At 68.5% G+C, this 21,359-nt stretch carries 19 protein-coding genes; 10 read left to right on the plus strand and 9 right to left on the minus strand.

Features of this window, described 5'->3' with window-relative positions; all coding sequences use genetic code 11:
* Nucleotides 1–3 precede the first annotated feature (3 nt).
* Complete coding sequence (locus tag ASE44_RS07005; protein ID WP_056778499.1) at nucleotides 4–1,263, minus strand: HNH endonuclease signature motif containing protein; 1,260 nt, start codon at nucleotides 1,261–1,263, stop codon at nucleotides 4–6.
* A 186-nt stretch (nucleotides 1,264–1,449) separates the two neighbouring features.
* On the opposite strand from ASE44_RS07005, the gene hrpA reads away from it, so the two are divergent.
* Nucleotides 1,450–5,325 (plus strand): ATP-dependent RNA helicase HrpA, encoded by a 3,876-nt coding sequence (hrpA, locus tag ASE44_RS07010; RefSeq protein WP_056778502.1) that lies wholly within the window; start codon nucleotides 1,450–1,452, stop codon nucleotides 5,323–5,325.
* A gap of 18 nt (nucleotides 5,326–5,343) precedes the next feature.
* Here hrpA and ASE44_RS07015 read toward each other — a convergent pair whose 3' ends face one another.
* On the minus strand, nucleotides 5,344–6,195 hold the full coding sequence (locus ASE44_RS07015) for a sulfurtransferase (protein WP_056778504.1): 852 nt from the start codon (nucleotides 6,193–6,195) through the stop codon (nucleotides 5,344–5,346).
* Nucleotides 6,196–6,405: 210 nt separating this feature from the next.
* On the opposite strand from ASE44_RS07015, the gene ASE44_RS07020 reads away from it, so the two are divergent.
* The 3 genes from ASE44_RS07020 to ASE44_RS07030 all read left to right on the plus strand — a co-directional run bounded on the left by ASE44_RS07020 (nucleotide 6,406) and on the right by ASE44_RS07030 (nucleotide 7,863).
* Nucleotides 6,406–7,041 (plus strand): flavin reductase family protein, encoded by a 636-nt coding sequence (locus tag ASE44_RS07020; protein ID WP_369817201.1) that lies wholly within the window; start codon nucleotides 6,406–6,408, stop codon nucleotides 7,039–7,041.
* A 95-nt stretch (nucleotides 7,042–7,136) separates the two neighbouring features.
* On the plus strand, nucleotides 7,137–7,517 hold the full coding sequence (locus ASE44_RS07025; RefSeq protein ID WP_056007606.1) for a DoxX family membrane protein: 381 nt from the start codon (nucleotides 7,137–7,139) through the stop codon (nucleotides 7,515–7,517).
* Nucleotides 7,518–7,635: 118 nt separating this feature from the next.
* Nucleotides 7,636–7,863 (plus strand): hypothetical protein, encoded by a 228-nt coding sequence (locus ASE44_RS07030; RefSeq protein ID WP_157579816.1) that lies wholly within the window; start codon nucleotides 7,636–7,638, stop codon nucleotides 7,861–7,863.
* Nucleotides 7,864–7,954: 91 nt separating this feature from the next.
* Here ASE44_RS07030 and nrdF read toward each other — a convergent pair whose 3' ends face one another.
* The 4 genes from nrdF to nrdH all read right to left on the minus strand — a co-directional run bounded on the left by nrdF (nucleotide 7,955) and on the right by nrdH (nucleotide 11,910).
* The gene (gene nrdF, locus ASE44_RS07035; RefSeq protein ID WP_056007612.1) at nucleotides 7,955–8,929 is read right to left on the minus strand and encodes a class 1b ribonucleoside-diphosphate reductase subunit beta; all 975 of its coding nucleotides are present in this window, start codon (nucleotides 8,927–8,929) and stop codon (nucleotides 7,955–7,957) included.
* A 120-nt stretch (nucleotides 8,930–9,049) separates the two neighbouring features.
* Nucleotides 9,050–11,155, minus strand: coding sequence for a class 1b ribonucleoside-diphosphate reductase subunit alpha (gene nrdE / locus ASE44_RS07040; protein ID WP_056011398.1), 2,106 nt, complete (start codon nucleotides 11,153–11,155; stop codon nucleotides 9,050–9,052).
* A 23-nt stretch (nucleotides 11,156–11,178) separates the two neighbouring features.
* Complete coding sequence (gene nrdI, locus ASE44_RS07045; RefSeq protein ID WP_082455879.1) at nucleotides 11,179–11,592, minus strand: class Ib ribonucleoside-diphosphate reductase assembly flavoprotein NrdI; 414 nt, start codon at nucleotides 11,590–11,592, stop codon at nucleotides 11,179–11,181.
* 84 nt (nucleotides 11,593–11,676) lie between these two features.
* A complete protein-coding gene (gene nrdH, locus ASE44_RS07050; RefSeq protein WP_056007615.1) occupies nucleotides 11,677–11,910 on the minus strand; it encodes a glutaredoxin-like protein NrdH in 234 nt (77 codons plus the stop codon).
* 365 nt (nucleotides 11,911–12,275) lie between these two features.
* Here nrdH and ASE44_RS07055 point away from each other — a divergent pair, with 365 nt between their 5' ends.
* Complete coding sequence (locus tag ASE44_RS07055; protein ID WP_056778507.1) at nucleotides 12,276–13,484, plus strand: MFS transporter; 1,209 nt, start codon at nucleotides 12,276–12,278, stop codon at nucleotides 13,482–13,484.
* 28 nt (nucleotides 13,485–13,512) lie between these two features.
* Here the strand turns inward: ASE44_RS07055 and ASE44_RS07060 are convergent, their stop codons facing one another.
* Nucleotides 13,513–14,079, minus strand: a complete 567-nt coding sequence (locus ASE44_RS07060; protein WP_056778509.1) for an NADPH-dependent FMN reductase — start codon at nucleotides 14,077–14,079, stop codon at nucleotides 13,513–13,515.
* A 47-nt stretch (nucleotides 14,080–14,126) separates the two neighbouring features.
* Here ASE44_RS07060 and ASE44_RS07065 point away from each other — a divergent pair, with 47 nt between their 5' ends.
* Genes ASE44_RS07065 through ASE44_RS07075 form a run of 3 tightly spaced genes read left to right on the plus strand, consistent with a single transcriptional unit; the run spans nucleotide 14,127 to nucleotide 17,100 of the window.
* Nucleotides 14,127–14,978, plus strand: coding sequence for an aldo/keto reductase (locus ASE44_RS07065; protein WP_056778512.1), 852 nt, complete (start codon nucleotides 14,127–14,129; stop codon nucleotides 14,976–14,978).
* A gap of 23 nt (nucleotides 14,979–15,001) precedes the next feature.
* The gene (locus ASE44_RS07070) at nucleotides 15,002–15,850 is read left to right on the plus strand and encodes an alpha/beta fold hydrolase (RefSeq protein ID WP_056778514.1); all 849 of its coding nucleotides are present in this window, start codon (nucleotides 15,002–15,004) and stop codon (nucleotides 15,848–15,850) included.
* 59 nt (nucleotides 15,851–15,909) lie between these two features.
* Nucleotides 15,910–17,100 (plus strand): acyl-CoA dehydrogenase family protein, encoded by a 1,191-nt coding sequence (locus ASE44_RS07075; RefSeq protein ID WP_056778517.1) that lies wholly within the window; start codon nucleotides 15,910–15,912, stop codon nucleotides 17,098–17,100.
* 15 nt (nucleotides 17,101–17,115) lie between these two features.
* On the opposite strand, the gene ASE44_RS07080 is transcribed toward ASE44_RS07075, so the two are convergent.
* Nucleotides 17,116–17,394, minus strand: coding sequence for a metal-sensitive transcriptional regulator (locus tag ASE44_RS07080; protein ID WP_056007632.1), 279 nt, complete (start codon nucleotides 17,392–17,394; stop codon nucleotides 17,116–17,118).
* 82 nt (nucleotides 17,395–17,476) lie between these two features.
* Between ASE44_RS07080 and ASE44_RS07085 the strand changes: the two genes are divergently transcribed.
* Nucleotides 17,477–18,754 (plus strand): DUF445 domain-containing protein, encoded by a 1,278-nt coding sequence (locus ASE44_RS07085; protein WP_056007635.1) that lies wholly within the window; start codon nucleotides 17,477–17,479, stop codon nucleotides 18,752–18,754.
* A 12-nt stretch (nucleotides 18,755–18,766) separates the two neighbouring features.
* Here ASE44_RS07085 and ASE44_RS07090 read toward each other — a convergent pair whose 3' ends face one another.
* Nucleotides 18,767–19,843: a hypothetical protein gene (locus tag ASE44_RS07090; RefSeq protein ID WP_056778519.1), complete on the minus strand. Its 1,077-nt coding sequence runs from the start codon at nucleotides 19,841–19,843 to the stop codon at nucleotides 18,767–18,769.
* Between the two features lie 130 nt (nucleotides 19,844–19,973).
* On the opposite strand from ASE44_RS07090, the gene ASE44_RS07095 reads away from it, so the two are divergent.
* Nucleotides 19,974–21,320 (plus strand): MFS transporter, encoded by a 1,347-nt coding sequence (locus ASE44_RS07095; protein WP_235522564.1) that lies wholly within the window; start codon nucleotides 19,974–19,976, stop codon nucleotides 21,318–21,320.
* The last annotated feature ends 39 nt before the right edge of the window (nucleotides 21,321–21,359 follow it).

Consider the following 21,359-nt stretch of genomic DNA (forward strand, 5'->3'; position numbering starts at 1 on the left):
AGTTCAGAACGGTGCGGGGTCCGGGGCTGTCCGGTGGTGTTTTCCGTCGGGTGTGGTCCAGTCGAGGACGCCGTCCGGTTGGTGGTCGAGGTTCCAGCCGGGAAGGTGCTTCATCCGGTGATGATGTCGGCACAGGCAGGCGAGATTCCCGACGTCTGTCATGCCGCCGTCTTGCCAGGCGACCGAATGATCCAAATCGCAAGCCCTCGCGCGGCGCCCACACCCTGGTGCGCGACAGGTGCCGTCTCGGAGCCGCACTGCCCGTTGCAAGTCGGCGGGGACTCGGTACTGGCCGCGACCGACCGAGAGGACGGCGCCGGTTTCGGGCTGGATGAGGATCCGGGTCATGCTGGGTGCGTTGACCGCGATGCGGACGGCGGTCTCGGGATCGATCGGACCGTACCCATCGAGCGTGGCGGGTGCGTCGGAGACACCGGCCATGCTGAGCGCCGGGACCGTGATCTGCACGGTAGGCCTGATGTGTTCATGCACCTCGATCGGGTGCGGAAGCACCGGGTTCGATGCGACGTCGTCCGGGGTGACACCGGTGAGCGCCAGGGCGGCGAGGGCGTCGGCCTGCAACTGCCCGCTGGTGCGCTGATCGCCCGCGCGACGCGCTTCGGACGCTGCGCTCTCGAGGCGCTCGACGATGCCCTGCGCGATGGGCGCCGTGGTGAACAGGTGCACCCACGCCATGCCGTCGCCCGCGGGCTCGAACTCGATGCGGCGGTCAGCCTCGGAGCGCGCTGCACGCGCCGTGATGGACTCCGGGTGGAGGCGCTCCCGCAGGACGCGGGCCCGCTTCCGGAGGTTGGCGTTGGTCAGCTGCTCCGCGACCGGCAACACCGCCTCCAGGAACGCCGTCCGCCCGGCGGTGGGCACGTAGCTGAGTTGGTCGATGATGGTCTGCGCGTGCCGGGCTGAGATGCGGCCCGCCTCAAGTGACGCGAGCACGGCCGGGGCTTCGTTCACGAGGCGTTCCGCTTCGTTCGTCGCCCGCTGGACCGTCTGCTCGGGCGTTCGCGTCGCCATGGCGAGGGCAGCGCAGGTGGACCGGCGGGAGAGCGCCTGCCGTTCCGCGGGCGGGTACACGGCCGGGACCACGGGGTCGGCGAGGGCGTCGGCGTAGGCCGCCGACCGGGCCAGCAGCCGGGCCTCCTCGGCGTCCAGAGCCGCGCGCCGGCGGTGGATGTCCGAGAACTCCGCGAGCTGCGCGGCGTACTCGTCGCCAGCTCGAACTACGGACGTGGTGCTCTCGGCCATGGATCGAGTCCACCACGGACCACTGACATTCCAGATGCCGAGCTCGCGCTGGTGTGGACGCGTCCCGTGAGCACGTCGACAAGCTCAGTGACCGGGTCTGGTCGGAGGGATTCGACCGGGTCGCCGAGCCGCTCGGCCACCGGGAACGGGCCTCACCGTCGCCCAGCCCGATACGATGGAGGGCTGATGTCCGACCTCCGAATCTCCTACCCGCCCGAGCTGCCGGTGAGCGCCGCCCGTGCGGACATCGCGCGCGCCATCTCCGAGAACCAGGTGGTCATCGTGGCGGGGGCCACCGGCTCGGGCAAGACCACGCAGCTGCCGAAGATCTGCCTCGAACTCGGTCGGGAGTCGATCGGGCACACGCAGCCGCGTCGTCTCGCCGCCCGCACCATCGCGGAGCGCATCTCCGAGGAACTCGGCCAGGAGCTCGGTGGCATCGTCGGGTACCAGGTGCGCTTCACCGATCAGGCGTCGAAGGCGACGAAGATCAAGCTGATGACCGACGGCATCCTCCTCAACGAGATCCACCGCGACCGGCTGCTCCGCAAGTACGACACGATCATCATCGACGAGGCGCACGAACGCAGCCTGAACATCGACTTCCTGCTCGGCTACCTCAAGCAGCTGCTCCCCCAGCGCCCCGATCTCAAGGTCATCATCACCTCGGCCACGATCGACCCGGAGAGCTTCTCGCAGCACTTCGACGGCGCCCCCATCGTCGAGGTCTCGGGCCGGACCTACCCCGTCGAGATCCGCTACCGCCCGCTCGTGGCCGACGAACCCTCCGACGACGACGAGGACGCCCCGGAATCGGAATCGGCGGACCGCGACTACCTCGAGGGCATCAACGCGGCCCTCGACGAGCTCGCCCGCGAATCGATGGGCGACGTGCTCGTCTTCCTGTCCGGCGAGACCGAGATCCGCGACGCCGCAGACGCGATCCGCGGCCGGAACCTGCCGGGCACGGAGGTGCTGCCGCTCTACGGCCGCCTGTCCTCGGCCGACCAGCACCGCGTGTTCCAACCATCCTCCGTGCCGGGCCTCCGCCGCCGCATCATCCTCGCGACCAACGTCGCCGAGACGAGCCTCACCGTCCCCGGCATCAAGTACGTGATCGACGCCGGCACGGCCCGCATCTCCCGCTACAGCGTCCGTTCGAAGGTGCAGCGACTCCCGATCGAGGCGATCTCGCAGGCATCGGCGAACCAGCGCTCCGGGCGCTCCGGCCGCACGAGCGACGGCATCGCGATCCGCCTGTACTCCGAGGAGGACTTCGCGAAGCGACCGGAGTTCACCGAGCCCGAGATCCTCCGCACCAACCTCGCAGCAGTCATCCTCCAGATGATCTCCCTCGGCCTGGGCGACATCGCTGCATTCCCGTTCCTGCAGCCGCCGGACGCCCGCGGCATCAAGGACGGCGTCGACCTCCTGGCGGAACTCGGCGCGATCGAGACCCGGACCTTCGCCGACGGCTCCGCTCGAGGCGGCGGCCCCCGCCTCACCCGGGTGGGACGCGACCTCAGCCGCCTCCCCATCGACCCGCGGTTCGCCCGGATGGTCGTCGAGTCGAAACGCCACGGCGTCTCCCGCGAGGTGCTGGCGATCGTCGCCGCCCTCACCATCCAGGATCCCCGCGAGCGCCCACTCGAACACCGCCAGAAGGCCGACGAGTTGCATCGCCGGTTCGTCGACCCGACGAGCGACTTCCTCGCGCTGCTCAACCTCTGGAACTACCTTGAGGAGCAGCAGGACGAACTCTCGTCGAGCGCGTTCCGCCGGCTCTGCAAGAACGAGTTCCTGAACTACCTGCGCGTCCGCGAGTGGCATGACGTCTACCGCCAGCTCCGGCAGCTCGCGAAACCGCTCGGCCTGACCATCGGCGAGGCGTCCGTCAACCCCGACGGCATCCACAAGTCGCTGCTCGCCGGCCTCCTCTCCCACATCGGGTTGAAGGACCAGACTGTCGCGCCCGTCGTGAAGGGTCGTGGGGCGCCGCCGGCGACGAAGACCGCCAAGAAGGGCGACTACATCGGCGCCCGCCAGACGCGGTTCGTCCTGTTCCCGGGCTCCGCGCTCGCCAAGAAGCAGCCGAACGCCGTCATGAGCGCCGAGCTGGTCGAGACGAGTCGGCTCTTCGCCCGCACCAACGCCTCGATCGACCCGGCCTGGGCCGAGCAGATCGCCGGCGACCTCTGCAAGCGCTCCTACAGCGAGCCGCACTGGGAGAAGAACCAGGGTTCGGCCGTCGCCTTCGAGAAGGTGACGCTGTTCGGCGTGCCCATCGTGCCTCGGCGTCGGGTGCAGTTCGGGCGCATCGACCAGGAGCAGGCGCGCGAGCTCTTCCTGCGCCACGCCCTCGTCGACGGCGAGTGGACGCACGACATCGGCCGCGACAAGCTGTTCGACTTCCACCGGGCGAACCGCCGACTGCGCAAGGAGCTCAGCGAGCTCGAGGAACGGACCCGCCGGCGCGACATCCTGTTCGACGACGAGGCCGTGTTCGACTTCTACGACGCCCGGGTGCCGGCGGACGTCTCGACCACGCGCGGCTTCGAGTCGTGGTGGCGGAAGACCCGCACGGAGCAACCCGAACTGCTGACCATGCGTCAGGAGGACCTCCTCCCCGAGGACGCCCCAGCCGTGGACGAGGACCGCTTCCCCGCCGAATGGGTGCAGGCCGACCAGCGACTGAAGCTCAGCTACCGCTTCGAGCCGGGTAGCGACGACGACGGCGTCACCGTCATCGTGCCCCTCGCCCTCCTCGACCGGCTCTCGCCCGCCGGGTTCGACTGGCAGGTCCCCGGACTCCGGCGCGACCTCATCACCGCGATGATCAAGGCCCTCCCGAAGGCGCTGCGCCGCAACATCGTCCCGGCGGCCGACTGGGCGACGAAGCTCATCGCCGAGCTCCCGGCCGACGTCCCCGCGGTCTCGGCCGACCGTCCCTCCGCCGAGGACTCCTTCGCCACCCGGCTCGCGAACGCCATCAAGCGACTGTCGTACATGGACATCTCCGCTTCGGACTTCGAGATGGAACGTGTCCCGGAGCACCTGCTCGTGACCTTCCGGGTCATCGACGAACGCGGGCGCGCACTCGCCCGCGGCAAGGACCTCGTCGAACTGCAGCACCGGTTGAAGCAGCGCACGCGCGCGAGTGTCGCGAAGGTCGCCGCCGCCCGGGTCCCGAACGCGATCGAGCGCTCCGGGTTCACCCGATGGGACTTCGACGACCTGCCGCGATTCATCGACATCAGGCAGGAGGACGGCGTCATCCGGGGCTACCCCGCGATCGTCGACGACGGCACGAGCGTCTCCATCCGGATCATGAGCACGGAGGCCGACCAGGCACGCGCCATGCCGTCCGGTGTCCGCCGGCTGCTGCTGCTCGCGATCCCCTCACCGACCGCCTACGTGCAGCAGCACCTCAAGCCGAACGAGAAGCTCGCCCTCGCGACGAGTCCGTACCGTTCGACCCCAGCGCTCTTCGAGGACTGTCTCGCCGCCTGTATCGACGACGTCCTGTACCGGGTCGTGCCGGACGGCCAGGTGTTCTCGAAACTGCAGTACGAGACGCTCCGCGACCGCGTGTCGGCGTCGGTGATGGACCGTATGTTCCAGACCGTCGCGATCGTCGCCCGCATCCTGCAGGCCGCGCGCGACACCGAGAAGGCGATGAAGGCGGCGACGAGCATGACCCTGCTCGCCGCCCTCACCGACATGCGCGGGCAGCTCGATGGTCTGGTGTTCCCCGGCTTCGTCTCCCGGACGGGGTCCGCTCGACTCGAGCACCTGCCGCGCTATCTCGCCGGCATCCGCTATCGCGCCGAGCGCCTGACGGATAATCCGAACCGCGACCGCGTCTGGATGACCGAGGCCCAGACGGCGCTCGCCCGGTTCGAGGCGGCCGGCGGCACGATCCCCCTGCCCGCCGAGGCGCCTGAGCACCTCGTGAAGGCGCGGTGGATGCTCGAGGAGCTGCGGGTCAGCCTGTTCGCCCAGCAGTTGGGCACGGCCGAGTCGGTGTCGCTGCAGCGCCTGCAGAAGGTGCTCGCGGGCTAGCGTGCCCGCGGCACACGCTCAGGCCTCGGGGCCCGTCGCCACCGGACGTTCGGGGTGGTTGGCCCACTCGCTCCACGAGCCCGGGTAGAGGACCGGTTCGAAGCCGGCGAGCGTGAGGGCGACGGCGTTGTGCGCTGCCGTCACGCCGCTCCCGCAGTACGTGGCCACCGCCGCACCCTCCTGCACGCCTGCCGCGAGGAACTGCTCGCGGAGCGTTTCGGGCGACAGGAACCGTCCGTCCTCGTCGACGTTCGCCGTCGTCGGCGTGTTGATCGCGCCGGGGATGTGGCCGGCGCGCGGATCCACCGGTTCGACCTCCCCGCGGTACCGCTCGCCGGCGCGGGCGTCGAGCAGCACACCGCCGTCGCGCGTCCACGTGGCAGCGGCATCGATGTCGATGCTCGGGAGGGCATCCGGCGTCAGCCTGACCGTGCCCGGCTCCGGCACGACCTCGCCCCGTTCGACGGGCAGTCCGGCGTCCGTCCAGGCCCGGAACGCCCCGTCGAGGATCCGGACGTCGGCGACACCGGCGTTCCGCAGCACCCACCAGGCCCGCGCGGCCGACAGGCTCTTCAGGTCGTCGTAGACCACGACGACATCGCCGTCGTCGATCCCCCACGACCGTGCGGCGGCCTGGAGCGCTTCGGGAGCGGGCAGCGGGTGACGGCCATCGACCGGCTGCTGTCCGGTGGGCACGTGGTCCGCCAGCTCGTGGTCGAGGTCCACGTAGACCGCGCCGGGGAGGTGTCCCTCGAGGTAGGCGGGCCGTCCGTCCGGAGCGTCGAGTCGCCACCGCACGTCGAGGACACGCACCGGCGTCTCCGAGGCGATCAGGGCTGCGAGGTCGTCCGGTGTGATGAGGAGGGGCATGCCCTCCAGCGTACGCAGCCGGAGTGGCGGCGTCCGCTGCGGACCCGTCCGTCCGCCGTCACACCGGGTAACAGAGTTGCAGTGGCTCCCGGATGAGCGAAACGTAGCCTGTGCAGCGTCCGCGGAATCGGACGCCGCACCAGCCGTCCACAGCCGTTCGAAGGATCCCCCGTGAGCTCAGTCCACCCGGCAGCCGCCTCCGTGACCGCCTTGCCGTCCCCCGTCGACGGCGGTGAGGTCGCCCCCGGTTTCGCGTCCCTCTCCCCCGACGACTTCAAGGCCGCCTTCAGACAGCACCCGGCCGGGGTGTCCGTCATCACGGCGGACGACGGTTCCGGACCCGTGGGCCTCACGGCCACCTCGGTCTTCTCGGTGAGCGCGGAGCCACCCCTCCTCGTGTTCTCGGTCTCGTCGCTGTCGTCGAGCGCACCGACCATCACCGCCTCCGACACGGTCGTCGTCCACTTGCTGGGCTCCGAGCAGCTCCACATCGCGAAGCTGTGCGCCACGAGCGGGATCGACCGGTTCGCCGACACCTCCATCTGGGACCGCCTCCCGACGGGTGAGCCGTACTTCACGGGCAACGGGGTGTGGATCCGCGGGCGCATCGTGAACCGCATGGAGGCGGGGACGTCCACGGTCATCGCGGTGCACGCCCTCGAGTCGAGTGTGTCGCAGACGCAGGCGGAGACGCACACGCCGGCGGACCCGGTCCGGACCGAGTCGGCCGCCGCGGCTCCAGCCCCGGCCACGCCGGCGTTCAGCCCCAGCTTCGACGGAGCGCCACTCGTGTACCACAACCGCACCTGGCACCGTCTCGACGCGAACTCGCAGATCGACGGCTGAGGTTCGTCGGCTGAGCATCTGTGCAGACCGAACCGGCGTCGTCCCCGTGATCTGCGGATAGCGTGGTGACATCACCATCGTCGAGAGGACCCCGCATGGCTGGATCGAAAGCCCGTACCGCCGCCCGTCTGCTGCTCGGAGGCGCCCTCGTCTTCGCCGGCATCAGCCACCTGACCTTCGCCCGCAAGGACTTCCAGGCGCAGGTGCCGGAATGGGTGCCGATCGACGAGGACACCACGGTGCTGGCATCAGGCGTCGTCGAGATCGCCCTGGGTGCAGCCCTGGCCTCGGGCGTCAAGCGGAACCTGGTGGGCAACGTGGCCGCGGCGTTCTTCACCGCGATCTTCCCCGGCAACCTGTCGCAGTGGATCAACCGCCGCGACGCGTTCGGCCTCGACACCGACAGCCGCCGGTTCACCCGCCTCTTCTTCCAGCCGGTGCTCATCGCCTGGGCGCTCTGGTCCACCCGCCGCTGAGCTCGTGAACGGCGAATCCGACGCCGCCGGGCATCGGATGTCCCGATCCACCGGCGAGTCGACGATTCCTCCCGTCACGGCAGGTATGGTCGACAACACCGCACACCCAGGGAGAACGATGCTCACGACCGAAGCGACCATGGACGAGCTGCTCGTCGCCGAACCCGTCGACGCTCCGAGCGCCGGACGGAACGGCGTCGTCAGCCTGGTGTCGCTCGCCGTCATCATCACGATCGTCGTGACGGCCGTCGCCGTCCTCTTCTTCCCGGTCGTCCAGGGCGTGACGGCGTTCTTCTACTTCTTCCTCGCCGCGGCCGGCGGCATGGGCGGCGCGCTCGGCGGCTGACGCCGAACGATCGACCCCGGAAACGACCGAGGGCCGGATGGAATCATGGATTCCATCCGGCCCTCGTGCATGCAGCGCAGGAGCGCGGTGACTAGAAGTCCCAGTCCTCGTCTTCCGTGACCACGGCCTTGCCGATCACGTAGGAGGAGCCGGAGCCAGAGAAGAAGTCGTGGTTCTCGTCTGCGTTCGGCGAGAGCGCCGACAGGATCGCCGGGTTCACGTCGGTGACCGTCTTCGGGAACATGGCCTCGTAGCCGAGGTTCATGAGCGCCTTGTTGGCGTTGTAGTGCAGGAACTTCTTGACGTCCTCGGTCAGGCCGACCTCGTCGTAGAGGTCCTGCGTGTACTGCACCTCGTTGTCGTAGAGCTCGTAGAGCAACGAGAAGGTGTAGTCCTTGACGTCGTCGCGCTCGGCCTGCGTCAGCTTCTCGAGGCCCTTCTGGAACTTGTAGCCGATGTAGTACCCGTGCACGGCCTCGTCGCGGATGATGAGGCGGATCATGTCGGCCGTGTTGGTGAGCTTCGCGCGGCTGGACCAGTGCATGGGCAGGTAGAAGCCGGAGTAGAACAGGAAGGACTCGAGGAGCGTCGAGGCGGCCTTCCGCTTCAGCGGGTCGTCACCGTGGTAGCGGTCGAGGACGATGGACGCCTTCTTCTGCAGGTTCGGGTTCTCGACCGACCAACGGAACGCCTCGTCGATCTCCTTCGTGCTGCTCAGCGTGGAGAAGATCGAGGAGTAGCTCTTGGCGTGCACCGACTCCATGAACGCGATGTTCGTGTAGACGGCCTCCTCGTGCGGGGTGATCGCGTCGGGGATGAGCGCGACGGCACCGACGGTGCCCTGGATCGTGTCGAGCAAGGTGAGGCCCGTGAACACCCGCATGGTGAGCTGCTGCTCCTGCGGCGTCAGGGTGTTCCACGACTGGACGTCGTTCGACAGCGGGATCTTCTCGGGCAGCCAGAAGTTGTTGACGAGGCGGTTCCAGACCTCGACGTCCTTCTCGTCCTCGATCTTGTTCCAGTTGATCGCCTGGACGCGGTCGACCAGCTTGAGCTTCTCTGACATGAATTGGTGTCCTCTATGGGGAAGTGGAGTCGGCCCGTCGACGAGCTCAGGGACCGGGGTGACGCGGGTGGCCCGCCGACAGGCTCAGGGACCATCCGGTTCCTGAGCCTGTCGAAGGGGTTAGAGCATGCAGCTGACGCAGCCGTCGACTTCCGTGCCCTCGAGCGCGAGCTGGCGGAGACGGATGTAATAGATGGTCTTGATGCCCTTCTTCCACGCGTAGATCTGCGCCTTGTTGATGTCGCGCGTGGTGGCGGTGTCCTTGAAGAACAGCGTCAGCGAGAGTCCCTGGTCGACGTGCTGCGTCGCCGCGGCGTAGGTGTCGATGATCTTCTCGGCGCCGATCTCGTAGGCGTCCTCGTAGTACTCCAGGTTGTCGTTCGTCATGAACGGCGCCGGGTAGTACACGCGACCGAGCTTGCCTTCCTTGCGGATCTCGATCTTCGACGCGATCGGGTGGATCGACGACGTGGAGTTGTTGATGTACGAGATCGAACCGGTCGGCGGCACGGCCTGGAGGTTCTGGTTGTAGATGCCGTACTCCTGGATGGACGCCTTGAGGGCGACCCAGTCGGCCTGCGTCGGGATCTGCACGCCGGCCTGCTCGAACAGCTCGCGGGCACGGGCCGTCTCCGGCTCCCAGACCTGGTCGGTGTACTTGTCGAAGAACTCACCGGACGCGTACTTCGAGTCGGCGAAGCCGTCGAAGGTCTCGCCGCGCTCCTTCGCGATGAGGTTCGAGGCGCGCAGCGCGTGGAACACCACCGTGTAGAAGTACATGTTCGTGAAGTCGATGCCCTCGGCGCTGCCGTAGTGCACCCGCTCACGGGCGAGGTAGCCGTGCAGGTTCATCTGGCCGAGGCCGATGGCGTGCGACTTGTCGTTGCCGTCCTCGATCGAGCGCACCGAGGTGATGTGGCTCTGGTCGGACACCGAGGTGAGGCCGCGGATGGCGGTCTCGACGGTGCGACCGAAGTCGGGCGAGTCCATCGTCAGCGCGATGTTCAGCGATCCGAGGTTGCAGGAGATGTCCTTGCCGATCTCCTTGTAGGAGAGGTCCTCGTTGTACGTCGTCGGCGTGTTGACCTGCAGGATCTCCGAGCAGAGGTTCGACATGTTGATGCGGCCCTTGATGGGGTTCGCCTCGTTGACGGTGTCCTCGAACACGATGTACGGGTAGCCGGACTCGAACTGGATCTCCGCGATGGTCTGGAAGAACTCGCGGGCGTTGATCTTCGTCTTCTTGATGCGCGAGTCGTCGACCATCTCGTGGTACTTCTCGCTCACCGAGATGTCGCCGAAGGGCACACCGTAGACGCGCTCGACGTCGTACGGGGAGAACAGGTACATGTCCTCACCCTTCTTCGCGAGCTCGAAGGTGATGTCGGGGACGACGACGCCGAGGGACAGCGTCTTGATCCGGATCTTCTCGTCGGCGTTCTCACGCTTGGTGTCGAGGAAGCGCAGGATGTCGGGGTGGTGCGCGTTCAGGTACACGGCACCGGCGCCCTGGCGGGCACCGAGCTGGTTCGCGTAGCTGAAGGAGTCTTCGAGGAGCTTCATCACGGGGATGATGCCGCTCGACTGGTTCTCGATCTGCTTGATCGGAGCACCGGACTCGCGGATGTTGGACAGCGACAGTGCGACGCCGCCGCCGCGCTTCGAGAGCTGCAGCGCGGAGTTGATTCCGCGGGCGATCGACTCCATGTTGTCCTCGATGCGGAGGAGGAAGCAGGAGACGAGCTCGCCGCGCTGCGCCTTGCCCGAGTTGAGGAAGGTCGGCGTCGCCGGCTGGAAGCGTCCGGCGATGATCTCCTCGACGAGCGCGATCGCGAGCTGCTGGTCGCCGTCGGCGAGGCCGAGGGCGGTCATGACGACGCGGTCCTCGAAGCGCTCGAGGTAGCGCTTGCCGTCGAACGTCTTCAGCGTGTACGAGGTGTAGTACTTGAACGCACCGAGGAAGGTCTGGAAGCGGAACTTCTTCGAGTAGGCCAGGTCGTTGAGGTCCTGGATGAAGTCGAACGGGTACTTGTCGAGCACGGCCTGCTCGTAGTACTCCTTCTCGACCAGGTAGTCGAGCCGCTCCTTCAGGGAGTGGAAGAACACCGTGTTCTGGTTGACGTGCTGGAGGAAGTACTCCCGCGCGGCCTCACGGTCCTTGTCGAACTGGATCTCGCCGTTCGGGCCGTAGAGGTTGAGCATCGCGTTGAGCGAGTGGTAGTCCATCTGGCTCGTCGACGGTGCGTCGATCACTGAAACTGGCGCTGCTGCCAAAATGATTCCAATCCATTGTGGACGGTGGTGACATCGTCCTGGGTTCCGAAGAGTTCGAAGCGGTACAGGTGCGGGACCTTGCATTTGCTGGCGATCACGTCGCCGGCGAGACCGTAGGCCTCACCGAAGTTCGTGTTGCCGGCGGCGATGACCCCGCGGATCAGGGAGCGGTTGGCCTCGACGTTGAGGAACCGGATCACCTGTTTGGGCACCGCTCCGTCGCCGTTACCCCCGCCATAGGTGGGGGTCACGAGGACGTAGGGCGCCGTGGCGTGCACGGCTTCGTCTTTCGCATACAGCGGGATCTGCAGTGAGGGCAGATCGAGCTTCTGCATGAAGCGGTGCGTGTTGCCGGAGATGCTGGAGAAGTAGATCAGCCGTGGTTCCACGGTGGGCCTCCTCGTCGGATTCCGGACGGGCGGATGGTGCGGTGCTGCTGGGGCCGGCTCATGGTGACGCCTGCGACCGAGGGCTCAAGCCAGACGTGCAGCGAGCTCTTCGATCTTGTCGGGACGGAAGCCCGACCAGTGGTCTTCCTCGGTGATGACGACGGGCGCCTGGAGGTAGCCGAGCGCCTTGACCTGCTCGAGCGCGTTCTCGTCGACCGACAGGTCGAGGATGTTGTACTCGATGCCCTTGTTGTCGAGCGCGCGGTACGTCGCCGTGCACTGCACGCAACTGGGCTTCGTGTAGACCGTGATTGCCATAGCTCTTCGTGCCTTCCCCTCTAAATCCTGGTGATTCCCGCGGCGTCTGGCGCCGGGGTTCCAATACTACATATAGATGAAGACCTTCGGGCCAACCACAAGGGCTAGTAGTTACAGCCCTGTAGTTTTCCACCGGGTTCTCCACCGTTTCGGGCGAGTTATCCACCGGTTCTCCACTGGGTACAACGCTCGGCGGCGACGCGAAAATCCCGGATTCTCGGCCTTTTCTCCCCCGTGTGAGGGATATCTATCCACAGGTGGAATTCTCCTCGGGACCACCGACACCGACCGCCGTCTTGGGCGTGTCGTGGGCGTGTCGCGGACGTGTCGCGGACGTCCGGACGGGTCCATAGACTGGTCTCCTTGTGAGCAGCTACCGTGACCTTCTTCGTACCCCCGGCGTCGCCCGGATCATCGCAGCGCAGCTCACGGCTCGCTTCCCGTTCGGGATGCTCTCGCTCGCGTTCCTCCTCCACATCGAGCAGGTCACCGGGTCCTACGGCGCAGCCGGACTCGTCCTCGCCGCGACGAGCATCGGCCAGGCGATCGCCGGCCCGCTGACGAGTCGGTGGATGGGCGTGTGGGGTATCCGCAAGGTGCTCCTCCTGACGCTGGTGGTCTGCGCCGTCTCGGTCACGACCATCGCCCTCGTGCCCATGAGCGTCCCGGCGTACATGGCGGTCGGGTTGGTCGCCGGCCTCAGCACCCCGCCGGTGCAGCCCGCCGTGCGCACCATCTACCCGAAGCTCGTGACCTCCCAGCAGCTGACGCCGCTCTTCTCACTCGACGCCTCGGCCCAGGAGATCATCTGGGTCCTCGGGCCCGTCGTGACGACCTTCGTCTCCACGCAGGTCGGCACCGTCTGGGGCATCGTCCTGGCCGCCGCGATCATGATCGTCGGCTGCCTGTGGTTCATCTTCTCCCCCGAGGTCGGTCGGGTCCGCATCCCGAGGAGCCGTCGCAAGCTCGGTCAGGTGCTCAAGCGTCCGCCGGTCCTCCTCGCCACGGTGGTGGGCTTCCTGCTGATCGGCGCCTGCTCGGCCGTGGAGGCCGGCGTCGTCGCGACGTTCGGCCACGACGGCCTCGAAGCGGGCATCGTCCTCGCGATCTTCTCGGTCGGGTCCCTCGCGGGCGGCCTCGCCCTCGGGCACACCCCCATCGGCCCCTACGCCCTGGCCCGCCGCATCTTCATCGTCTTCGCCGGACTCGCCGTCGCGAGCCTCTTCCTCAACGCCTGGTGGTTGTCGGTCACGCTCTTCGTCGCCGGGATCGGCATCGCGCCGGCCCTCGCCGTGCTGTTCGCCATCGTCTCGGCGAGCGTCAAGTTCAGCGACACGGCGGAGGCCTACGGCTGGGTCGGCACCGGTCAGCTCATCGGAGCGGCCATGGGATCCGCGGCCGCCGGGTTCCTCATCGACGGTTCAGGAGCCGTCGGCGCATTCTGGGTCGCCGGGACCTTCGCGCTCTTCGGCTTCGTGATCCCCTGGGTCGGTCACCGCTGGCACCCGGACCTCCGCGGACGCGATGCGAGCCCCATCCCCGACACCGAGCCGATCAACACGCACCCGTCCTGATCGTCGAGCGGGTCGGCCCGCCGGCCCGTCAGTCGGCGGAACGCAGGGGCGCGAGCGCTCCATCGAGGGCGGACACCTCGTCGAGCAGCATCGGCAGCACCGCCGACTGACGGTCGTTCGGCGAGAACACCCCGTCGGCGATCTGGCGGGCGACGTACGGGATCTCGACGTTGGCACCCGTGCTCACGAGACCGAGGGCCTGGAGCACGGGCCGCAGCGCGACCACGCCCCTCGTCCCACCGGACAACCCGCCGTAGCTGACGATCCCGACGGGCTTCCTCGCCCACTCGTGCATCAGGTAGTCGAGTGCGTTCTTCAGCGCCGGTGCGAAGCTGTAGTTGTACTCGGGCGTCACGAACACGAAGGCGTCGGCCCGGTCGACCCGCTCGCTCCACGCGATCGTGTGCTGCTTCGTATACGCGCGCTTCCGAGGATGCGCCGGTTCGTCCATGAAGGGCAGCGCCAGCTCGCGGAGGTCGACCGCGTCGACGGTGAACCGCTCGTCGGCGCGGGCCACGCCCACGACCCAGTCGGCGACGGCACCCCCGACCCGTTCGGAACGGACACTCCCGGTGACGATCATGAGGTGCGGCATGGGCTCCCTTTCGACGGCGACGGTGCCCTGTCGAGGATACTGGTGACATGGCAGCCACCACCCCGACCGTCGTCCTCAACGACGGGCGTTCCATCCCCCAGCTCGGCTTCGGCGTCTACAAGGTCGCGGACGCCGCCAGCACGGACATCGTCCGGACCGCGCTCGAGGTCGGGTACCGACACATCGACACCGCATCCCTCTACGGGAACGAGCGGGGCACCGGCGTGGCGATCCGCGAGTCCGGACTCCCCCGCGACGAGCTGTTCGTCACGACCAAGGTCTGGAACACCGACCAGGGCTACGACGAGACGCTCCGCGCGTTCGACACGAGTCTCGGCCTCCTCGGCCTCGATCACGTCGACCTCTACCTGATCCACTGGCCCGCGCCGAAGCAGGACCGCTATCGCGAGACCTGGCGCGCACTCGAACGGCTCAGGGCCGAGGGTCGGGCCCGTTCCATCGGCGTCTCGAACTTCCACCGCAGCCATCTGGAACGCCTCCTCGAATCCGCCGAGATCACGCCGGCCGTCAACCAGATCGAACTGCACCCCTTCCTCCCCCAGCGCGAACTGCGTGCCGTGAACGCCGCTCACGGCATCGCGACGGAGGCCTGGTCGCCGCTCGCGCGCGGCCGGTTCTTCACCCCCGCCACTGACGGTTCCGACGCCACGAGCGACCTCGGGGCGATCGCCCGCAAACACGACCGCACGGTCGCGCAGGTCGTCCTGCGCTGGCACCTGCAGCTCGGCAACATCGTGATCCCCAAATCCGCCACACCGGCGCGGATCGCCGAGAACTTCGCGGTGTTCGACTTCACCCTCGACGCCGACGACCTCGCCGCCATCTCGGCGCTGGAGAACGGCGAGCGCACCGGCACCGACCCGGACCGGCTCGACTGAGCTCGAGACCGTAGGCTGAACGCATGACCGAGCCCGTCGTCGACACCGCGTCCAGCCTCGCCGCCCGCACGATCACCCCGGTGGAGCTTCCGCGCCATCGTTGGGGTCGTCATGACGCTCCGGCCCGCGCGCTCGTCGTCCACGGCCTCGGGAGCAACGGACCGAGCACGTGGCGGATCTGCGCCGCCCTGGCAGACCGCGGGTGGCTCGTGGAGGCGGTCGACCTGCGCGGACACGGCCTGGCCCCACGATCGTTGGACTACCGCGTCGAGGCGTACGCCGCCGACCTGCTGGCGACGCGACCGGCGCCGTCGGCGATCGACAGCCGGGGCACCTGGGATCTCGTCGTCGGGCATTCGCTCGGTGGCGCGGCCACGGCGGTCGCGGCGGCGGCGGATCCCCGCTGGACCGCGGCACTCGTACTGCTGGATCCGGCCATCGCCCTCGACGACCACGACGCCGAGACCATCCGGGCGAGCCAGGAGGCGGCGTTCGCCGACAACACGACCGCATCCGTCCGCGCGAAGAACCCCGAGTGGCACCCGCTCGACGTCGAGCTCAAGGTCCAGGCGGTGTCGCAGGCGAGCCGGTGGGCGATCGAGCAGACGAGCGAGCAGAACCACCCGTGGGATGTGCGGCCGGCGGCCGCCTCCCTCCGGAACCCGACCTTCGTGATCGCCTCCGACCCGGAGGTGTACAGCCTCGTCCGCGGCCCGCTGGCCGCACAGATCCTCGCCAATCGTCAGGTGAGTCTCACCGTCATCCAGGGCGCCGGGCACAACGTGCACCGGGACCGCCCCGCCGAGACCACGAAGGCGATCGGCGACTGGGCCGAGTTGCAGCTCGAGCAGCGATCTCGTCACGAGGTCTGATCGCCGCACCGCCCGCAGACACCCGTGTCATCGTCGGACCCCGGTGCGACAATGGTCCCGTGACCGTTCCCACGCAGTCAGACCCCGCCGCTCGCGCGTTCGATCCCAGCTCCGTGCTCGGCGACCAACTCATCGAGCGCATCCGTGAACGCGCGGCCGTGGCCGACCGCGAGAACGCCTTCTTCGACGAGGACCTCGTCGAACTGCGGGCGTGCGGGTACCTGCGCGCCCTCGTCCCCGTGGATCTCGGTGGTCTGGGCCTCGGGCTGAGCGAGGTCACGCAGCTGCAATCGCGGCTCGCCACCGCAGCCCCTGCGACCGCGCTCGCGGTCAACATGCACCTGGTGTGGACGGGCGTCGCGCGGCTGCTGCACGAACGGGGCGACGACTCGCTCCGGTTCGTCCTCGACGGTGCGGCGGGCGACGAACTCTACGCGTTCGGGGTGAGCGAGGCCGGGAACGACCTCGTGCTCTTCGGGTCCGACACCGAGGCCCGGCCGGGTCCCGACGGTTCGTACCGCTTCCACGGTCGCAAGATCTTCACCTCCCTGTCCCCGGCCTGGACCTGGCTCGGGACGACCGGCCTCGACTCGACCTCGGCCGACGGCCCGAAGGTGGTCTACGGGTTCGTCGAGCGCTCGCGGGGCGGCTTCGAGATCCTCGACGACTGGGACACCGTCGGGATGCGCGCCAGCCAGAGCCGGACGACCCTGCTCCAGGGCGCCGAGGCGAGCGCCGAACACGTCGTCCGCCGACTCGACCCCGGGCCGAACCCGGATCCCATCGTGTTCGGCATCTTCGCCTGTTTCGAGACCCTGATCGCCGCGGTCTACACGGGTGTCGCGGAGCGTGCGCTCCGGCTCGCCGTCGAGACCGCGCACCGCAAGACCTCGAAGAAGGCCGGTGGCGCGAGCTACGCCTCGGACCCGGACATCCGTCGCCGGATCGCCGCTGCCGCCATCGCCTACGACGGCATGCTGCCGCAGCTGGCGAGCGTGGCTCGAGACCTCGACGACGGCGTCGACCACGGGTCCCTCTGGTTCCCGAAGCTCGTCGGGCTCAAGGTGCGCGCGACGGAGACCGCCCGCGAGGTCGTCGACCAGGCGATCAGGGTGGCCGGCGGCGGGAGCTACTTCGCCGCGAGCGAGCTCGGCCGTCTTTACCGCGATGTCCTCGCCGGGATGTTCCACCCCTCCGACGACGAGTCAGCGCACGCGACCGTCGCGAACGCCTGGCTCGGCCCCGCCTGACGTCCTGCGCCGGGGTCAGCCCCGGTTGTTGCTGAGCTCGAAGACACGCAGGAGCTCGGCGACCGCAGCGTCCTTGCTGTCGCCACCCTCCTCGAACATCTGCGTGACGTGCGTCAGCAGGTGGTTCTCGACCAGGAGCTTGTTGAGCGAGCCGAGCGACTTCTGGATGGCGAGCGACTGCGTGATGATGTCCATGCAGTAGTCCTCGTTCTCGATCATCTTCTCGAGCCCGCGCATCTGTCCTTCGAGGATCTTCGTGCGGTGGAGGGCGCGCTTCTTGATGTCTTCGATCACCGGCTCAGAGTACCACCAGGGGGTACATCAGCGGCCTCGCGAGGGGACGCTCTCCCACACCGCGCGAGCCTAGGATGGGCGGATGACGAGCTCCCCCGCCCTCGAACTCACCGCCGCCGACGCGGACCGCGCCAGAGCCCTGCGCTCGATGAAGCGTCTGGCCACCGGGCTGCTCCTCGTCATGGCGGTCATCTTCGCCGTCGCGTTCGCGCTCGAGGGTCGCTACCCGTGGCTGGCGTACGTCAGGGCCGCTTCGGAGGGCGGGATGGTGGGCGCCCTCGCCGACTGGTTCGCGGTCACCGCCCTCTTCCGCCACCCCCTCGGCATCCCGATCCCGCACACGGCGATCATCCCGAAGCGCAAGGACGAGATCGGGGTCAGCCTCGGTGAATTCGTCGAGGACAACTTCCTCTCCGAGGAGGTCGTGCGACAGAAGCTCGCTACCGTCAGCCTCTCGGAGAAGCTCGGTGGGTGGCTGTCCGAGCCGGCCAACGCCGAACGCGTTACCGCCGAGGCGTCGGTCGCGGTCCGTGGGCTCCTCGAGACCCTGTCCGACGACGACGTCCGCGAGGTCATCGAGGCGCTCGCATCGAAGCACCTCATCGATCCGCAGTGGGCGCCGAACATCGGCCGGTGGGTCGAACACATCGTCGGCGCCGGAGCGCACCACGACGCGGTCGACCTCCTGCTCGACCGGACGGGCGAGTGGTTGGGCAGCAACCCGAAGGCGTTCGAACGCCTGGTGTCGAGCCGGCTCCCCACGTGGGTGCCGTCGTTCGTCGACCGGCTGGTCGACGACAAGCTCTACCGCGAGGCCGTGTCGTTCGTGCACGCGGTCCGGGCCGATCCCGACCACCAGCTCCGTCACGCGCTCGACGGCTACCTGGCCGAGCTCGCCGAGCAGCTGCAGACCGACGAATCGACGATCGCGCGCTTCGAGAACGCGAAGCACGAGGTCATCGACAGTCCGCGGGTCCGCGAGGTCGCTGGGAAGACGTGGACCGCCGCGAAGACGGCCTTCCTCGAGGCGCTGGACGCCCCCGACAGCGAGCTCCGCAAGCGTGTCGCCGGTACCATCGCGGACGTCGGCCGACGACTCTCCACCGACGAGGCGTTCGCGACCCGGGTCGACACACGCGTCGCCGACGCCCTGTCCTATGTGGTCACGCGGTACCGGCACGACATCGCCAGCATCATCACCGAGACGGTCGAACGCTGGGACGCCCGCGAGACGACGCAGAAGATCGAGCTGCTCGTCGGACGCGACCTGCAGTTCATCCGCTTGAACGGGACGATCGTCGGCGCCCTGGCCGGCCTCGCCATCTTCACGATCGCGCAGGCCGTCCTCCGGGCGTTCTGACGGCCCGTCCCGTCAGCGCTTCGGGAGGAGCTCGACGGAGATGAGGTTGACGACGTCGCTCGCGAGCTGGTCGAGTGCGGCCTGATCACGGCAGGTGAAGGTGAAGACCACGAGCGTCCCCATCTTCGTGAGTGAACGGACACCCCAGTAGGTGCGCTCCCCCGACGCCTGCGTCCACGACAGCACGCGGAACTCGATGAGCCCACCGCCGCTGTTGTAGTTGAGCTGTTCCGTCGTGCCGTCGGCCTTCACGTAGTCGGCGCCGACGTACTTCGCCAGGTAGGCGTCGCTCGAGCGCTCGTCGTCTCCGACGGCGATCTCGTCCTGCGTCAGCGCGATGTTGCCGAGCCGGACCTCGCACGAGGTCGAGGCGTTGGTGTAGATGTCGATGCCGTTCTTGTCCTTACCACCGGCCGCCCACGACGAGTCGAAGTCGTTCGTCAGGTACGCCGTCCACTCGGTGGGGACCTCCTGTCCCGCAGCGAAGTCGAGATCCGGCGGGATGGAGACGTAGGTCTTCGTCGGCTCCGGCGTGGCGTCGGTCTCCGACGGCGTCGGCGACGCGGTCTTCGTCGGCGTCGCCGAGCGGGTCGGGCTCGGGTCGGCCACCGGCGCGCCGCCCTGCGCGAGCACGAGGGAGACGACGGTGATGATGGCGGCGATCACCACGACGGGGACGCCGACGGCGAGCGCGATGATGAGGCCGGTGCGCTTGCGCTTCGGCGGTCCGTAGGGCGGCTGTTGCGGCGGCTGCTGGCCGTACGGGTTCTGCTGCTGCGGCTGCTGGCCATACGGGTTCTGCTGCTGCCAAGGCTGCTGGGGCTGCTGCTGGCCGGACGGGTTCTGTGGCGGCCAAGGCTGCTGCGGCTGCTGCGGCGGGGTCGGCTGCTGCTGCCAGGTGGGCTGCTGGCCGTTCGGCTGCTGCTGCCAGTTCTGCTGCGGGTTCGGGTTCGGCTGCTGCTGCCAGGTAGGCTGCTGGCCGTTCGGCTGCTGTCCCCAGTTCTGCTGCGGCGGCTGCCGGGGCGGGTTCGGCTGCTGCGGCGGCCGGCCGTCGGGGTACTGCGGGTCGGGCGGCGGGACATCGGTCACGGCAGTGGCCTTTCGACGGAACGGCGGGCGGAGCGGCTGAACTGCCCGGCCGCACGCCTGCAGTTCGTTGCCGTCAGCCTATCTGCGACAGAGCGGCCCCGGTGGGTGCATCCTGCACCAGAATGGTGACGTGTCCACCGCGCCCACCACCCCTCGCAGCCGCAGCGAGCGCCTCGATGCGCTCCCGTTCACGAAGGCGCACGGACGACTCCTCGTCGGTTCCGGTGTCGGATGGGCGCTCGACGCCATGGACGTCGGACTCGTCTCCTTCGTCCTCGCCCAGCTCGCCGTCCAATGGCAGCTCGGGAAGACCGAGCTGTCCTGGATCGCCTCGGCCGGGTTCCTCGGGATGGCCATCGGAGCGACCCTCGGCGGGCTCCTCGCCGACCGCGTCGGCCGCCGCCACGTCTTCGCCATCACGCTGCTAGTCTTCGGCATCGCGACGGGCGCCTCGGCGCTGGCGTGGGGGCTCGGGGTCCTGATCGTGCTGCGCTTCGTCGTCGGCCTCGGGCTCGGCGCGGAACTCCCCGTCGCCTCGACCCTCATGAGCGAGTTCGCCCCGCCACGGATCCGCGGTCGGATCATCGTCTTCCTCGAGGCGTTCTGGGCCGTCGGGTGGATCGCCGCCGCGCTCATCGGCTACCTCGTCGTGCCGACGAGCGACGACGGCTGGCGGTGGGCGCTCGCCATCGGCGCGCTCCCCGCGGTCTACGCCGCCATCGTGAGGACGCGCCTGCCGGAGTCGGTGCGCTTCCTCGAATCGCGCGGCCGCCACCGCGAGGCGGAAGTCGTCGTCCGCGAGTTCGAGGCCTCCGCCGGTGTCGACCACGTCGAGGTTCCCGGCGGCACCGGGGGCGACACCGCCGCGAGCGCCGGCCTCTCCGCGGGGCAGCGGCTGCGCGGCCTCTGGGTGCGGGAGCACCGCCGAGACACCGCATCGCTCTGGATCGTGTGGTTCTGCGTGAACTTCTCCTACTACGGAGCGTTCATCTGGATCCCGACGATCCTCGTCGACTCGGGCTTCTCGCTCGTCCGATCCTTCGGCTTCACGCTCATCATCACGCTGGCCCAGCTCCCCGGTTACGCGGTGTCGGCCTGGCTCATCGAGGCATGGGGTCGGAAGCAGACCCTCGCCACCTTCCTCGCCGGTTCGGCCGTGTCCGCGGTCCTCTTCGGCACGGCGACGACCGAGCCGATGATCATCGCGTTCGGCATGTGTCTCTCCTTCTGCAACCTGGGTGCCTGGGGCGCGCTGTACGCGACGACGCCGGAACTGTATCCGACCCTGCTGCGCGCGACCGGCGCCGGGTGGGCGGCCGGGATCGGACGCATCGCGTCGATCATCGCCCCCTTGTCGGTCCCGGTCCTGCTGGTCGCCGGCCACGCGCTGCTCTTCTCGGTGTTCGCGGCGTTCTTCGTCGTCGCCGCGGTGGCCGCTCTGTTCCTCTCCGACCGGCGCGGGCGCTCCCTCGACTGAGCCGCCGGACGACGCGCTCGGAGCAGCCGCCATACGACA

This window comes from Plantibacter sp. Leaf1, from assembly GCF_001421315.1.
Classification (GTDB): domain Bacteria; phylum Actinomycetota; class Actinomycetes; order Actinomycetales; family Microbacteriaceae; genus Plantibacter.